Annotated in this window: 16 protein-coding genes; 6 read left to right on the plus strand and 10 right to left on the minus strand. The window is 48.1% G+C overall.

Translation table 11 applies throughout. The features are described from left to right. Nucleotides 1-68 precede the first annotated feature (68 nt). Nucleotides 69-992 (plus strand): S-layer homology domain-containing protein, encoded by a 924-nt coding sequence (locus tag MH144_RS18250; RefSeq protein WP_239302693.1) that lies wholly within the window; start codon nt 69-71, stop codon nt 990-992. A gap of 142 nt (nt 993-1,134) precedes the next feature. On the opposite strand, the gene MH144_RS18255 is transcribed toward MH144_RS18250, so the two are convergent. Both MH144_RS18255 and MH144_RS18260 read right to left on the minus strand, forming a co-directional pair. Beyond that, entirely contained in the window at nt 1,135-2,658 is a 1,524-nt protein-coding gene (locus tag MH144_RS18255) for a glycoside hydrolase family 43 protein (RefSeq protein ID WP_239302694.1), read from the minus strand. Nucleotides 2,659-2,670: 12 nt separating this feature from the next. Then, nucleotides 2,671-4,353 (minus strand): ABC transporter substrate-binding protein, encoded by a 1,683-nt coding sequence (locus tag MH144_RS18260; RefSeq protein ID WP_239302695.1) that lies wholly within the window; start codon nt 4,351-4,353, stop codon nt 2,671-2,673. A gap of 256 nt (nt 4,354-4,609) precedes the next feature. On the opposite strand from MH144_RS18260, the gene MH144_RS18265 reads away from it, so the two are divergent. Further along, nucleotides 4,610-5,479 carry a helix-turn-helix domain-containing protein gene (locus MH144_RS18265; protein WP_239302696.1) on the plus strand — a complete coding sequence of 290 codons (870 nt, stop codon included), beginning with the start codon at nt 4,610-4,612 and terminating at the stop codon, nt 5,477-5,479. A 71-nt stretch (nt 5,480-5,550) separates the two neighbouring features. Continuing rightward, complete coding sequence (locus tag MH144_RS18270) at nt 5,551-6,396, plus strand: EcsC family protein (protein ID WP_239302697.1); 846 nt, start codon at nt 5,551-5,553, stop codon at nt 6,394-6,396. 109 nt (nt 6,397-6,505) lie between these two features. On the opposite strand, the gene MH144_RS18275 is transcribed toward MH144_RS18270, so the two are convergent. From MH144_RS18275 to MH144_RS18305, 7 genes are all read right to left on the minus strand, one after another. After that, a complete protein-coding gene (locus tag MH144_RS18275; protein WP_239302698.1) occupies nt 6,506-7,780 on the minus strand; it encodes an MFS transporter in 1,275 nt (424 codons plus the stop codon). Between the two features lie 288 nt (nt 7,781-8,068). Next, on the minus strand, nt 8,069-8,542 hold the full coding sequence (queF, locus tag MH144_RS18280) for a preQ(1) synthase (RefSeq protein WP_095289120.1): 474 nt from the start codon (nt 8,540-8,542) through the stop codon (nt 8,069-8,071). 164 nt (nt 8,543-8,706) lie between these two features. Next, entirely contained in the window at nt 8,707-9,486 is a 780-nt protein-coding gene (queE, locus tag MH144_RS18285) for a 7-carboxy-7-deazaguanine synthase QueE (protein WP_239302699.1), read from the minus strand. Continuing rightward, entirely contained in the window at nt 9,479-9,970 is a 492-nt protein-coding gene (gene queD / locus MH144_RS18290) for a 6-carboxytetrahydropterin synthase QueD (protein WP_239302700.1), read from the minus strand. Before queD ends, queE begins: the two co-directional genes overlap by 8 nt. Then, nucleotides 9,967-10,647: a 7-cyano-7-deazaguanine synthase QueC gene (gene queC / locus MH144_RS18295; RefSeq protein ID WP_239302743.1), complete on the minus strand. Its 681-nt coding sequence runs from the start codon at nt 10,645-10,647 to the stop codon at nt 9,967-9,969. Before queC ends, queD begins: the two co-directional genes overlap by 4 nt. A gap of 347 nt (nt 10,648-10,994) precedes the next feature. Next, nucleotides 10,995-11,699, minus strand: a complete 705-nt coding sequence (locus MH144_RS18300; protein WP_239302701.1) for an AIM24 family protein — start codon at nt 11,697-11,699, stop codon at nt 10,995-10,997. An 18-nt stretch (nt 11,700-11,717) separates the two neighbouring features. Next, nucleotides 11,718-12,173, minus strand: coding sequence for a hypothetical protein (locus tag MH144_RS18305; RefSeq protein ID WP_239302702.1), 456 nt, complete (start codon nt 12,171-12,173; stop codon nt 11,718-11,720). A gap of 304 nt (nt 12,174-12,477) precedes the next feature. Between MH144_RS18305 and MH144_RS18310 the strand changes: the two genes are divergently transcribed. From MH144_RS18310 to MH144_RS18320, 3 genes are all read left to right on the plus strand, one after another. Next, nucleotides 12,478-12,645, plus strand: a complete 168-nt coding sequence (locus MH144_RS18310; protein WP_167301686.1) for a hypothetical protein — start codon at nt 12,478-12,480, stop codon at nt 12,643-12,645. Nucleotides 12,646-12,852: 207 nt separating this feature from the next. Further along, nucleotides 12,853-13,557 (plus strand): hypothetical protein, encoded by a 705-nt coding sequence (locus tag MH144_RS18315; RefSeq protein ID WP_239302703.1) that lies wholly within the window; start codon nt 12,853-12,855, stop codon nt 13,555-13,557. Nucleotides 13,558-13,713: 156 nt separating this feature from the next. Next, nucleotides 13,714-14,676, plus strand: a complete 963-nt coding sequence (locus MH144_RS18320) for a helix-turn-helix transcriptional regulator (RefSeq protein WP_239302704.1) — start codon at nt 13,714-13,716, stop codon at nt 14,674-14,676. Between the two features lie 53 nt (nt 14,677-14,729). On the opposite strand, the gene MH144_RS18325 is transcribed toward MH144_RS18320, so the two are convergent. Further along, a complete protein-coding gene (locus MH144_RS18325; protein ID WP_239302705.1) occupies nt 14,730-15,401 on the minus strand; it encodes a 3'-5' exonuclease in 672 nt (223 codons plus the stop codon). Nucleotides 15,402-15,765 lie beyond the last annotated feature (364 nt).

Below are 15,765 nucleotides of genomic sequence, written 5' to 3' on the forward strand. Positions count from 1 at the left end.
AAGGTATCCCGTCTGTAGGATTGAAGAAACCAAAAATAGGGTTTACTAAACTTAGGAGGTGCCAGGAAATGAAACATAAAAAAGGATTGGCTGCAACACTCGCGCTTTGCGTTTCTCTGACGGCAGGAGGTGCTTCTGTTTTCGCTTTCTCGGACGTAACAGATGAAGGACAAAAAACGATTGTGGATTCCCTGAAGTCCAAAGGGGTTGTCAGCGGGGTAACGGCGGATCTGTTCCGTCCGGATCAGGCATTGTCGGAGCCACAGGGCGTTCAACTGATCGTGAAGGCATTTGGACTGAAAAATGAATTTGCTGCGGCATCCGCCCAAAATAAAATCAGTCCGGATACCTGGTATGCAGATGCTGTACAGGCTGCAACCCAGAATGGTCTGTCCATTCCGGTAGAATTGAATCCACAAGGCAAGATGACACGCGAGCAGTTTATTATTTTGCTTCATGAGGGTATTAACACAACCGGGAATTATCCGGTCATCATGAAGTATAATCTTGTTAAGGACGAAAATAAAATCGGTAAGGACGCCATATCTGCAGTCCAGAACCTGTTGAACATGAACATCATTGAACTGGATAAGGACGGTAATTTCCGTCCAGATCAGTCGCTTACCCGTATGGAGGCTGCAAGCATGATCTTCAATGCACTTGAATTTGTGGATAGGCACGGCAATGGTGGCTCGGCTGAGCCTGCTCCAGAGACTCCGGGCGAAGGCCAGCAAGCCATCGTACCAGAAGTGACTACAACAAAGGTTGATGACAAAACAACCAAGGTGAAGCTCACTGCTGAAATGCCTCATCCTGGCTACGGTTTGAAGATTGATGACGTCAAACTGGAGAAGGATGGACGTGCCATCGTGCTGTATTCCATCGTTCAGCCGGATCCAGACATGATGTATCCGATGGTTATCACGGAAGTTACGGCAGAGACGGACATTCCAGCTGGGTATACTGCTGAAGCACAGCCTTCCGGGAAGTAAGACCAATCATTTTCGGAATGAAATGAACCTAGTAAGTTTGATGTTGTAAGAAATAACTTCATTGCTGTACTAAACTTAAAACCCACCGTGGCCAGATTGGACGGTGGGTTTTTGGTGTGTTTGGATACATATTTACCAATGATTAGTCCTGTGTTTCCTCTTGCGGTTCATAGTCGAACCAATCGAAATGAGCTGGCGTACCTGCTCCGGATGGAGCATGGGCGTACATGGCGATGATGACTCCGGTGAACCCGCCTGCCACTTCGGTAGAGAGCAGATGGGTTTCACCAGAACCAATCAGGAGGTCCTCCCCCATGCCTTGCTGCAGGAAAAACGTGAATTGATTGCGATCTGTCCGAATTTTTAATCTGACTGGGCCTGTTCCACATTCGTGAACCTGTTCGGTTTGTAATGAACCTACGGTTCGGCGGAAAATAACTCTCTTCTGTCCATTCATCTGCTTAATCGCCAGATCATAATGATATTTTCCATTCATGAAGACCGTTAATCCGGCTTCTTCTTCTTCCTGTAGGGGCTCATAGTCCAGCCCGGCAGCGATGCTGCATTGGAAATGACTTAAGCGCCGCCCAACAAATGCGGGATTCCCCTGATCATGAAGGGAGAAGGGGTTACCACATAAGGTCAAGTGACCCGGATTCGTAGTTAGTGACCAGCTGCCGGGAGCAGGATTTCGCAGGAACACCCAGTCCAGTCCCAGCGTGGGCAGGTCAAAATGATCCCGAACTGCTGGCGAAGGCCACGGAGTCTCCGGCAGCTGTGGTCCATTCATGACAGGTTCCATATGTCCGTTATGACCGATGACTGGCCACCCGTCTTCAGTCCATGTGACTGGGGCGAGGAACGTTTCGCGTCCCAGGTGATGGCGCAGTGGATAGGAAGCAGGACGAATGCCGAGGCAGACCGCCCACCAGCTTCCATCCTGAATCTGGATAAGGTCTGCATGCCCTGTAGCATGGATGGTGGTCTTCATGCTTCGATTGGACAAGATGGGGTTGGAGGGACATGCTTCATATGGACCATAGGGATCGTTGCTGCGGGCAATGGTCACCATATGACCATATTCCGTGCCACCTTCAGCAATCATCAGATAATACATGCCGTTTACTTTGTACAGATGGGGTGCCTCAGGCGCGGCTCCTCCTGTTCCTTTCCAGATTAACCGGCTTTCGTTTAAACGTTCTCCTGTTTCGATATCGATCTCGCACTGATAGATGCCTTCACCTTCTGCACCGTTACAGGCAGATTGGAAGTATACCCGGTCATGTTCATCGAACAAAAGGGAGGGATCAATACCTTTCTGATCGACATAAATGGGTTCCGACCAAGGACCTTCAGGCTGACGGCTGCGTACATACAGGTTGCCACCTGCACTTACATTAGTAGTAATCATATAGAACCAGCCGTCATGATGCCGAAGGGTTGGCGCATAGATTCCTCCAGAAACCCATGCATTTCCCAGTAGAATCTGTTGGTCAGAGGTTAGCACATGGCCAATCTGCCGCCAGTGGACCAGATCTCGGCTGTGGAATATGGGTACTCCTGGAGAGTATTCGAAGGTACTGGTCACCAGATAATAATCTTCATCTACTCGGCAGATACTCGGATCAGGATAAAAGCCCGGTATCACGGGATTGCTGTATTTCATCATGTATTGCTCCTATTCATTCCAAAGTTTAACGCGGTCCTGTACGTACTTGGTAAATCCCTGTTCCATTTTCTCAACTCCAGCGTTGATCAGCATCTGCTGATAGTCATTCCAGATGGTCTCAAAATCCTCCGGTTTGGCCATGATGGCCTGTGGGATCTGTTTCCATGTGATGTCCTTAACCTTACTAGAGATTATGTTGATCTCGTCCTCGCTCGGTACGGAGATGTTCCATACGGCTCCCCAAGGTTTTGCCGGAAAGTCCTTTTCATTCGGGAACAAATCCATCCATGTGGTGGCACCATAGGCCTTGAGTGTTTCCTTGTCGGCATCCGTATAATTTTCTACAATCTGTTCCGGGAAGTTCTTGGTGTAATAATTGCCGGTAGAGTCTTTGGCGCCGTCTCCATAATGAGCACCAAGGTTTGTGTAAAAGCCGACTCCCGATTCTCTGCTGAACGCAATGTTATCATTTACGATACGTTCCTGTACTTCAGAGGGGACAACACGGGTGCCATCCTTGACTTCATAATGCTTGCCTTCAATCCCCCAATTGTTCAGTACTTGGGCTTCTTCTGAAGCAAGGTAGTCCAGGAACTTGATCGCCCGGACCGGATCTTCGCAGTCTACGGTAATACCTACACCCCAGCCAGCCATAAAGCCCGTCGATTGATAACGGTTATCCTTGTATTGATCCGACAACATGACGGAATAGTGTCCGTAAGTCTGGTCATTTTTCCCCGCAGCTTTCAATGCCTTTTCTCCGTCAGCATAGCCCCAGTCCACATCGGTCAGGCCGATGACCCGGCCAGAAGCGACTTTGGACAGATATTGGTCATTCTTTTGCACAAAGGACTCCTTATCCAGCAAACCGGTATTGTACATGTGGTTCAGCCACTGGAAATATTCCTTTTCACCTTCGGTGCGGAAATGATAAGAAGCCTCATAGGTTTCCGGATCGATGTAGTATTCACCGTCGCCTGATTTGCCGGTCGTTTCGGCAGCCTGGTTTGTTACGGTAATCTGAATGTGCCAGTCGTCCGCATTCAGCGTCATGCCGATGTTTGGGTTGCCATTTTCATCGGTAGGATGTTTCTCCAGATAATTGCGGATGACATTCTCGTAATCCTGTAACGTTTTGATCTCAGGATATCCAGCTTCCTTCACGGCTCGATGCTGAAGCTGGAAGCCGCCACCTGCGACGAAGTTGACCCCATCAATGGCAGAGTATGTCGGAATGACGTAAATGGAGGGATCATCGTTGCTGTAGCGAAGTCGCTTCATTTCATCCCCAAACAGTTTTTTGAGGTTGGGCGCATGCTCTTCAATCAGATCAGTTAGATCAAGCATGGCCCCGGCATCGATTAATTTGTCCAGATCTCCTTTGGGACTGATCAGATCCGGGTAATCACCGCTTGCTGCGATCAGTGCCAAACGCTGGGATGGATCCGACATGGCGAACTCCGCATTCAGGGTTACGCCTGTTTGTTTGGTAATTTCCTTTCCGACATCATCCTGCATGTTGCTCCAATTCGGATTGGCATCTGCACCGAAGAAAGTGAAGGTTACAGGAGCGGTTTCATCACCGCTGGAGCTGCCATTTGTTGAACCTTCACTGCTGCATCCTGCAAGCAAGCTTAACGAGAGTGTGAGCGCGACTGACCATTTGGGCATGTTTCTTATCGATTTAACCATGCTAACCCCCTGAGATATTTTTGTTTTTTTTTTTTTGAATGCGTTTACAATTGTGGTTTTAAAAAAAGATCATACTGCCCGTAGAGCAGAATCATGATCATGTGTTTCTGATCGTATACACCTCCTCCATTCGTCATCCACTGGCGTCTCTACATGATGAATTATATCGGGGGAGTACAGTGGAAACCTTGATTTTTCGGTCCTGGAGTAGCATGATATAGACATCAATTCAACCGGAATCGTGGAGGAGAAACGATTGAGCAGCACGTATCTGAACTGGTTTACATCTGACTTGCAATTTCCATTTTATATTCAGTACGGTGGGCATGAGGAGGATACTGAACTGCATCAGCACGTTGATTTTTCGGAGCTCGTGATTGTGCTGAACGGTAATGCCACGCATGTCGTAAATACGGAGGAGTATTTTATTAAAAAGGGGAATGCCTTTGTCATTAACGGCTCCACACCTCATGCTTACAAGGACCCTCATGATTTTAAAATCTGCAATATTATGTTCAGACCGGAGATGCTTGCATCCATTGGACCTGATCTGAAGAAATCGAATGGGTTTCAGGCGTTATTTGTCTTGGAACCCTACTATCGTAATATTCAGTCCTATCCTGGTAAGCTGGCGCTTCCCATTCCCAGTCTGGAGTATGTGGAATCGCTGATTGCGGTCATGATTGAGGAGTATCATGGCCAGCTGCAGGGGTATCAGACGATGCTGCTATCCCGGTTCACGGAGCTGGTCGTCTATCTGTCGAGACATTATGACACGCAGGAAAAGGGGATGGAGGGCAACCATCTGATGCACTTGGCCAATGCCATATCCTATATGGAAGATCATTATTTGGAGCCGCTGACACTGGAGGAGATCGCAGGTAAATCCAATATCTCGGTAAGACACCTGAATCGGATCTTTCGCTCCTATTATCAGATGACGCCAATTGCATACATGTTGACCCTCCGGCTGGAGAGAGCATGCAGCTTGTTGAAACACAGCAGTCTGACCATAACCCAGATCTCCTATGAATGTGGGTTTAACGATAGCAACTACTTCACCCGTCAGTTCCGAAAGGCCTATGGAGTCTCCCCTAAGGTATACAGACAAAATCATAACGATTAGTAACCAGAACCTTTTTTCAACGTATACAATCCTTAGCTGAAGAATTAATCGAACATACAGGAGGATCACATATGGATTCACGTGAAACATTGGATCAGGAGCTTGAGCAGATTTTAAAGTGGGAAAAGGAACAGAAGGATCTGTTCATATGGGATAAAATCGGGCGTTTGCCATTTGCGATGCTGGATAAAGTCATGCCAAAAGCGATCAAACAGAAAATTGGCGATGCCCTGAACGAAGTTGGGCAGTATGTACAGAACGGCGGCAAATTTCTCGTTCAGAAAAAGAAGGTAGCCAAGCTGCTTCAAGAAGAAGCGGAGAAATCGGGTTACTCCATGGCGGACCATACCTATCGCCTGGAAGAGGATGCCGAAGCAGAAGGGACCGCCAAAATTCATAGTGTGGAGAATCTACCGCTTGAAGTGTTGGACCGCGTTGCTGACAACATTACGGAGAGCAGAACCAAATTTGCCGCAGCACAAGGTGCCGCAACAGGAATTGGCGGCATTGTAACGATCGCAGCGGATATCCCGATGGTGATGGGGCTTTCCCTGAAGGTGCTGCAAGAGATGGCCTTATGTTACGGATATGATCCCGACGATCCCCAGGAACGGATATTCATTGTGAAGTGCCTGCAATTCTCCTCGGCCGACATCGTAGGCAAGAAGGCGATTATCGATGAACTGGCCGAGTACGATAATCCGGACAAGCAAGTGCAGGTCGTTTCGCAAATGCAGGGCTGGCGTGAGGTTTTCAATTCCTATAGTGAATCCTTCGGCTGGAAAAAGCTGTTCCAGCTTATCCCGATTGCCGGCATGGTGTTTGGTTCGGTAAGCAACAAAAATACGATTCGGGATGTTGCCGAAGCGGGTAAAATGTTATACAAAAAAAGGCTGATTCTTCAGCGCTTGAAGTAATAAACCATTCAATAAATAAAAGGGCTCCCGCTAATCTGTATACCAGATTGAAGCGGGAACCCTTTTTGGCGTTTATGAAGGTTACATAAGCGTAGTATCAGTATTTTTTTTATTCCTCACTGCCGTTTTCATCTGCCCAGCGTTTCAGTACCTTATCCGAAGGCAGCAGGAAGGTGAATATGCCGATCAGCGGCAGGAAGCTGCACATTTGCATGACTGGAGATACACCGAACACGTCGATCCAGTTTCCCAGGACAAGTGCGCCGAGTCCTCCCATACCGAATGCGAGCCCGGTGATCAGACCGGAGACGGTTCCGATTTTGCCGGGAATGAGCATTTGAGCATAAACCACGGTCACGGAGAAGCTGGATAGCATGATGAATCCGATAATGGTCAGCAGCACCCCGGTCCAGAACAGATTGGCATATGGCAGCAGCAGCGCCAGTGGAGCGGCTCCGGCCATCGACAGAAAGATCATGTTGCGTTTGCCGAAGCGATCTGCGAGTGGACCTCCGAAGAACGTGCCAAGTGCGCCAGCGGCCAGGAACAGGAAGATGTAGATCTGTGCATCCTCTGTGGAGAGGCTGAACAATTCCTTCAGATTAAACGCATAGAAGCTGCCGATGGAAGCGACATACCATGAACGAACAAAGACGAGCAAAATCAGAATCGTGATGGCAGCAGCGATCTTTTTGCGAAGTGCGGGATTTGGAGCACGACGGGCTGCCGCCTGTTTGCGAAGATAACCTCCCGATTGCAGCATGCGGCCGTACCAGCGTGCAATATAGATCTGTACGGCAATCCCCATGGCTGCAATGCCGGTGAATCCAATGGCGCCGAACAAGCCAAACGGAATGAAAATCCATCTCGTCAAGAGCGGAGCAAGAGACTGTCCGGCATTGCCGCCCACCTGGAAGATGGATTGAGCGAGACCCCGCCGAGGTCCTGCGGCCATATGGGATACCCGGGAACCTTCCGGGTGAAAAGCTGCCGAACCAAGCCCGACGAAGATGACGGAGATCAGGACAGCCATATAACTGTCGGCAAACGCCAGCAAGAGCATGCCGGTGAACGTGAATCCCATGCCGATCGGCAATATCGAAGGCGTCGGCTTTTTATCTGCAAACCAGCCTACGACAGGCTGCATAATGGATGCGGTAAAGTTGATCGCGAAGGATATCCATCCGATCTGTGTGTATGTAAGATGCATCGAGTCTTTCAGGATTGGAAAAATAGCCGGAATGACAGACTGGATTGAGTCGTTAAACAAATGAACCAGACTGATGGCAATCAAGATCCGGTAAACGGTGCTCTGGGCATCCAATCCGGGTTGGTTTTTCGAACGCATGGCAGCGTCCTTGGATAATGAAGTTTGCATGGACATGTACTTTTCTCCTTTGGTCGCGGTCACGAGGGATCAGCGCCTGATAATGTAGTGTGCCTAAGCATATTGTTACATAATAGGATAGATTGTTGGAAGCGACAAGGGGAACAAGTGAAATAATGACATTCCATAGAATATATTAACCGCTCTTTATAAGTTCGAACGAACCTTTAAGCCGACTCAGGGATTACATAAATAAAAGCCGGACTTCTTCTGAATGAAGAGTTCGGCTTTGAAGTGTTCTATGATTTTATCTATACTGCACAGCTGAACAGAAGTGCCGGAAAATTAACGATTATCAATCGTTTCCGGATACATGTCATGATTCATCATGCGGTGTTCAGCCATCTGTTCATACTTGGTTCCTGGCTTGCCATAGTTTGTATACGGATCAATGGAAATGCCGCCGCGCGGCGTAAATTTGCCCCAAACCTCAATATAACGAGGATCCATCAGCTTAATCAGGTCGTTCATGATGATATTCACACAATCCTCGTGGAAATCCCCATGGTTGCGGAAGCTGAACAGGTACAGTTTAAGCGATTTGCTCTCTACCATTTTCACATCGGGAATATAGCTGATATAAATGGTGGCAAAATCGGGTTGACCCGTGATCGGGCACAGGCTCGTGAATTCTGGGCAGTTGAATTTTACAAAATAATCGCGGTAAGGATGCTTGTTATCAAAGCTTTCCAGAATGCCGGGATCATACTCAAACGTATATTTCACGCCCTGGTTACCCAGCAGCGTTACATCTTTCATTTCATCAGGTTGTCTCGTCAATGTGTTAACTCTCCTTGTTCCGTTCAAGCGTGAAGCTCTCCGGTATATATGATAGGGATTCCAAGTTCTAAATTTGAAATCCCTGGTTGTTTCCAGAAAATTACATCATGGCGCCCATTCCAACCATGCCTCCATGCAGACGATCAAACGCCGCGTTTGTTTCCCCACACCAAGGTGTGCAGTTGTGGTAGAACGCGAACATCGTTCAGGTCATCCGATGCGCTGACCTGATCAATCAGCCACTCATAACGGGCGAGCAGCGAAGAAGCCAGATCTGGCGTCTCGGCAGAAGTGACGTCCGGGTTCCCGGTCTGCAAAAACAAATCGGTGGCCGGATACCGTGCATGCACGCGGCGGGCATAATCCAAGTCTACTTCATCGAAGATGACAATTTTCAGGCTGTGGCTGCGTCCTGCAGGACCTGTGGACAATCGCTTAATGAGATCATCCAGCACGTCCCAGTTAGTGTCCATGCCCGAGCTCGGCGGCTTGGGGGAGACGGTGACTTCGTCAATGTCAGCCAGCCAAGGCTGCCAGCGCGAGCCCTGCGTCTCCACCGCAGTGCGGATGCCGTTCTCCCGAAGTAAAGAAACCAACCCACCCAGCGAAGCCAGCAGGGCGGGATTCCCGCCCGAGATGGTAACATGGGAGAATCGCGAACCGCCAACGCGGCGCAATTCAGCCCATACGTCCTCCGGTGTAATCATCTGGATTTGATCCTTGCCGCTGCCGTCCCAAGTAAATGCAGAGTCACACCAGGAGCAGCGATAATCGCAGCCTGCTGTGCGAACAAACATGGTTTTCTGTCCGATGACCATGCCTTCGCCTTGAACGGTCGGACCGAAAATTTCCATGACCGGGATGCGAGCTTCTTTGCTTTGTACGGAAGAAGCAGCACTCACGTTTTCTTGCACACTACTCATCGATCATCCACTCCCGTCTAACCTCGGCGTAGCTGGTTGGTGTCTCGTAGAGGCGCACGAATTCGGTTCGGCCACCTTCGGTAAGCCCTGCATACGGTTCAGTCTGCAGCGCGTGTTCCATTTGTTCGAACAACCAGACGACCATATTTTCAGCCGTTGTATTCATAAGGGGGAGGGTCTCATTCAGATATTGATGATCCAGATATCCCTCAATTTGTGTTTTCCATATATCCTTGATATGTCCAAAATCAACTGTCAGTCCGGTCTCGCCCGGATAACCGCTGATGCCAAAAACGACTTTATACGTATGGCCGTGCAAGTTCTTGCACTTGCCTTCATAACAATGCAAGTGGTGCGCAGCATCGAAGGTGAACTCTTTGCTGACCAGTACACGTTTGCGGTGATAACGCAGCTGTGAAGGCAGAATATCCTCCCCAATCCGCTGCAAATGCTCAACAATGCGGAATGTTCCTGGCTCTCTCATCGTACATCTGCTCCTACAGATGCGGCAGCAGAGCGCTGCTCCACGTAGCGATCCAATCCCGCTTTGCGCAGTTTGCATGCAGGACATTCACCGCATCCATCTCCAATAACCCCGTTATAGCAGGTCAGAGTACGCTCGCGTACATAATCGAAGGCACCAAGGTCATCTGCCATTTTCCACGTTTGTGCTTTATCCAGCCACATCAGCGGAGTATGAATGACAAATGGGTAGTCCATCGACAGGTTAAGCGTCACATTCATGGATTTAACAAACGAATCCCGGCAATCCGGATATCCGCTAAAATCTGTCTCACATACGCCAGTGACCAGATGACGCGCTCCTTTTTGCTTCGCCAGAATAGCGGCAAAACTGAGGAAAAGCAGATTGCGGCCATCTACAAATGTGCTGGGCAGCTCGCCTTCTTCATGTGTAATTTCCACATCTGTACGGGTCAATGCATTAGGCGCAAGCTGGTTAAGCAGACTCATGTCCAGCACGGTTTGCTGTACATTCAGATCACGTGCAATCGCAGCAGCACATTCGATCTCCAGCCTATGACGCTGTCCATAATCGAAGGTCACTACCTCGACTTCAGCAAATTGCTGTTTGGCCCAGAACAAACATGTGGTACTATCCTGACCGCCGCTGAATACGACGACCGCTTTTTCTTCGTTCAACATAAAAAAACCTCTCCATCTTCTTAAGATCAATCCATGCAGCTAGGCACAGAGTGTCGGAAGAACAGAGAAGTTCATGAACTGGCATCCATCAAAAAACACACCTTTCCTTAAGCTGCTAAAAAAACAGCATGGTAAAAGTGTCCTTAGTTTTTTACGTACGTCATGCACGGTGTACGCAAGACTTGTAACGACCTGCAGAAGGTCAAGTCTTGTAGAGGGAGTTCGCGAACCTCTCCCATGCCAGGAGGCATGGATTTTCTTCTTCAATTGTCTGAATCATTATAACACGAAACCGCCCGGTGACTACCCCGCATGTGTAATACATGCGGGGATCACCGGGCGGTTCATTTAATGATTACATTGCCGAAGGGAATGACTTCCTTAAGGATGCGTTTGAACAGTCCTTCATCATTCAGGTCCCGTTCGAGTCTGCTATTCTCCCGTCCTGCCTGAAAGAGCACGGAGCCCTGTCCCGTCATTTTCCAGTGGTAGTTCATATGCTGGCTGGCGAGATTATTTCCATACACAGTGAGTTCCAGCTTGGCATTCTCGGGATACGCTATGATGCTGCCTGCATCCACGTACAGCGGGGCCGTAGGGTGAAGTTCCTGCTGGCAGACCTGGCCTTGAGTTAACAGTCCAATCTTGCCTTTGCCTGAAAATTTCATTTTGACAGCATCCTGAGTGATCAGCATGTTCTTGATCTTCTGGATCTTGGTATGCATGGTCACTCCATCCGAGTAAAAGAAGAGATGCCGAAAATCGTACAGCAAATCACTTTCCTCGGTAAGCTCCACTTCTTTCATGGTAAATCCGGGAGGGAGTGCAGCCACAAATTGGCAAGGTCCGGTGATTTCGGACTTGATCAGCTTTTTTTTGCGGACCATGCCTGAGATGTTCATGAACTTGTCTTGGCGGCTGCCGCTCGATCCGCGAAAGGCAACGATCTGCTGTGGATGCAAAATATGAAGCCGATCATCCTGGACCAGCGAGAAGGTTACCACTTGTCCAGCTCCGCCAGCCTCGGCAGTGTTCAGGTGTATGTGCATATGCTTGCTCCTGTTCTTTTATGCTCGGCCCGAACGACGACGCATTCCCCAGCGCATCACGCGAATCAGAACAAAATAGCCTAATATGAGGACAATCACGGTGATAATCATCGTTTGGATTCGTTTGGTCGTGGCATTTTTGGCATCTTGATCTTCCTGCAGTTTCGTGACCATATCGGTCAGCTTCTGGTTCTGTTCTATTAATTGCTCATTCTGGGCCTTGAATGCTTCAACATTGGCCTGGGCTTGTCCCAATTGAGCAGAAGTTTCATTCAGTTGGTTCAGCGTCTGCTGGTAGCTTTCTTGCAGGGCGTTCACTTCACCAGGGAGCTCGGAAACGCGTTCCCACCCGCTGTATATGTCAGAGAATATATTGGCACTAGCTGCACTTACTGTAGATGACAGTGTAACGGTAAATAAAATGCATGTGGTGAATAACACCCGAATGAAATGACCCTTCATGGGCTTTGGCATCATTGGCACCTTCTTTCGGTGAGGTTTTTCGTCTGCCGAATTCGTCGTCATTTGTTGAAATACGGCTCTTACATTATACGCCAAAAGGGGGACGTTGGGTTCAGTACATTGCAAATTTTCAGGACGGATCATTTGTTTAATTCAGTGTTTAACAGGGTAATATACGTTCAAGGCAGCGCGCGGACAGTTTGAACATATATCATTACCCCGGTTCCGGGTGCTACCATTCACAATGACGAAAATAATAATAAATAATAATATATCCGATTTTAGAAGAAGATCGTGAATAAAGGAGAAGAAATATATGTACACGACAGAGCAAACGACACCAACCAAAACGATTATGATTACCGTAAATGGAGAACCAATTGGGCGTAAACTAATCATTGATAGCGTGACTTACGCGCCTGTGAGAGAACCGGAATGGGCAGCATCCATGACAGAAATGGGAATGAATCAGCCCACCATGTAAGTTGGGACTTGTCATAAATATGGAGAGGGGAAGCTTGGCATATCGCCAGGCTTTTTCGTCGTTTTGTGTCGGATTTAGACGGATTTAGGGATGTAAAAACATTTTAATGTAAAAATATTATACGAACATATGTTCCGTGACAATATAGTGTCCATTCACCCTGATAACTTATAAGATAATACACATAAATCGGGGGAGAGACTACCAGTGAACTCAGTCTTTGAAGTATGTTATTCGTGGAACAGAGAGGCCATACCGACAGGGGGGGCCGACCCCGTATATATGATGGTGGAATGGCGTTACGGGGCCCCTGCCAAAAGACTTAGGAAAGTAGCACCTAAAATTGTGTCAAGAGACATGGAACTTTTGCTCAAACCGGAATTTGGAATTGAACTCAAAGGGATTTATGGCTGCCGAACAAAGGAGACCGATATCGGCTTTATTCTGCGGCTCGGCGATGTATACAAAGGGGAGAGTAAGCAGATTCTCCTCGAATTTGCCATGGGCCCTCGTGTGTCGGGAAAAGCAGCCATATGCTCTGCCTACTGGAGTACACGCAAAGTGAAGCAGAGTCAGAGAGTACTGCTGCGCCGTGAGCAATTGTATATTCAATATACAAGCCACCTGGGGATGTTAAGGCAGCCTGAGGACCCGAAGGTGGAGAAGACGATTAAATTAAGCGAAACCGTGCCGTTGCTTAAACAAGCCCTGCGGGCCTATGAAAGAGGTCGTGCACAAGAGGGAAGCAATCTGCTTCGCAGGCATGCAGATGCCTTGTTGATTGAGGCAGCCCGAAAGCAGGATCTGGATTATTACCAAGAAGCCGAGATTGTGGAGAAGCTGCGTTACCACTACGGAATCACGTATGGTGGAGCGTACAATAGCCACGGAAAAACCATGTTATGCGAATAGGGACAAAGGACTATTGAGAATGATATGAAAATGAATGTTTCTACATAGAATTTAAAGGTGAAAACAAAGAGTGAGTCGAATGTACTATATATCATAATTAACCATTGGATGGAGTTGTATCGATTTTTTTGACAACTTAGTGGAGGGTCCGGCAAAATGACAGACCGACTGATCCGATTAATGCGCATTATAACTCTCGTGCAGGCGAAACCGGGAATCCTTGCCCGGGAGCTGGCCGAGCGATGCGAGACAACGGAAAGGACGATATATCGCGACATGGAGGCCCTCAGCGCAATGCATATTCCGATCGCCAATATGGGACACGGGAGAGGTTACATGTTTATCAGCAACTTTGCCATGTATCCGCTAAATTGGTCTGATGAGGAAGCTCACGCTTTCGCACATTTGGCGGAGGTTATGGATGATATTCGTCCTTATCTGAAGCCTGCCTTCGAGAGCGCATACGAGAAAGTGGTTGCATCGAATCAAAAGAACAAAACGGAGCGGGTAGAGTGGTCAGAGCAGATTGGCGGTTTATTTAAAACAGGGCAGCCTGCCTGGCAGAATGACGGCGATGAATGGAAAAGCAGTTCACTGGTAACTTTGCTTCAAGCCGGCATGTCACAAAACACAATTGAGGCAGAATATTTCACTCAAAACACGAAGAAAGTGGTACGTCTCGATCCGTATTGTTTGATTCCACGTGAGTACCGATTTGATTTGTTGGCATACTGCCACCTTTCGGAGACATTAAGGATTTTTGAAGTAGGAAATCTGCAAAAGGTACGGATCTTGCCTCGTACATTTCGCAAAGATGACTTTCTTTTGCAATCCCATTTCCGCAAGATGGAAGCCAGCCAAGGACAAGAATGGATTGCATTCAAGATCCGCTTCTCCCGCGATGTAGTTGAACATGTAAAGCAGCAAAAATTTTTGGTGCGTCCCATTCTTACAATGGAGCCAGAAGGGACATTGCTGCTGGAGACTATTTTGGGTGAAGATCGGGAATTTTTGAGATGGCTTGGTCAATATGGACCAGAGGCAGAGATCCTTGAACCAGAGGGATACCGGAGCTTAATGAAAGAACGCCTGGAACGCTGGCAGCAGTTGTATAGCTAATGCCAGCGTGGACAGGCGTTCTTTTGCATGATTAAGAGGAAAGATAAAACAGCTTATTCATTGGTTTTGAATAGATGAGCCAGATTACCGAAGGGTGAATCTTTCACATCGTCTTCTGTGTTGCTGGAATAGACAACTTTGGAAGCTACGCCTTCATCATCAGCGGCACAGTTGGTTTCCAGATTGAAGCGGTCGAATTGATGTATAAATACTTTGGCGGTATTAATAGCGTCATCCAGTGCACGATGCTGGGTGCCGTCGAACTCGATTCCGCAAAGTTCGAGTGCTTGTGCTAGTCCAAGCTGACGGAATTTGCCTTCCTTGCGAACGGTTCGCGACCACTGCTGCTGCAGGTCGTTGTGATTCGTAATCCAGGCGACGTCAAGTTGGTGTGTACGACAATGGGAAATCAGCTTGCTGCGGTCATCAGGTCCCCAGGAACACATGTAATAAACTTCGCTTCCCATCCAGGCGATAAAGTTTTGCAGTGCTTCAGGAAAAAGAGGAGCAGCATCAATATCTTTTTGTGTAATTCCGGTAAATTGAATGGTGTCGGTGGACAGCACCGACTTGTTGGAGGGACGAACATAAGTATGAAACGTGTCGGATACATATAATCCGTCAGGTCCTTCCGTAACTTTTACCGCACCGATATCGATGATTTCAGAAGAGTAACGGGCGTTACGGCTAACCGTAAATTCAAGATCATAGATAATATATGGCATAGGACAAGCTCCTTTATCAATAATACATGTTCTCTATCTCTCTATATTACAGGGAAGCCAGCGGGATGTCAGCATCACCCGCAGAATTCTTCCTGCCCGTTATCCACATGTGAGGCAGTAGTTGACAATTGCTTGCAAATGCACTAATGTGATCAAAAATGATAACAGCGATTAGCGAGGACATAATTGCGCCAGCCAGCTTCAAGCAGAGAGGAAACCGTTTGGTGAGAGGTTTCTGTTGCTGCTTCGTAATTCCCACCTCGCGAGCTGCGGAAGAGAATGCCAGCAGGCTGCAACCTCCGCCGGATTGGGCCCGTTACGCCTCTGAGGACTGTATGATCCCGTTTTGCCTGCTAGTGAACGG

Origin of the sequence: Paenibacillus sp. ACRRY, from assembly GCF_022346995.1 — a bacterium.
GTDB lineage: Bacteria > Bacillota > Bacilli > Paenibacillales > Paenibacillaceae > Paenibacillus.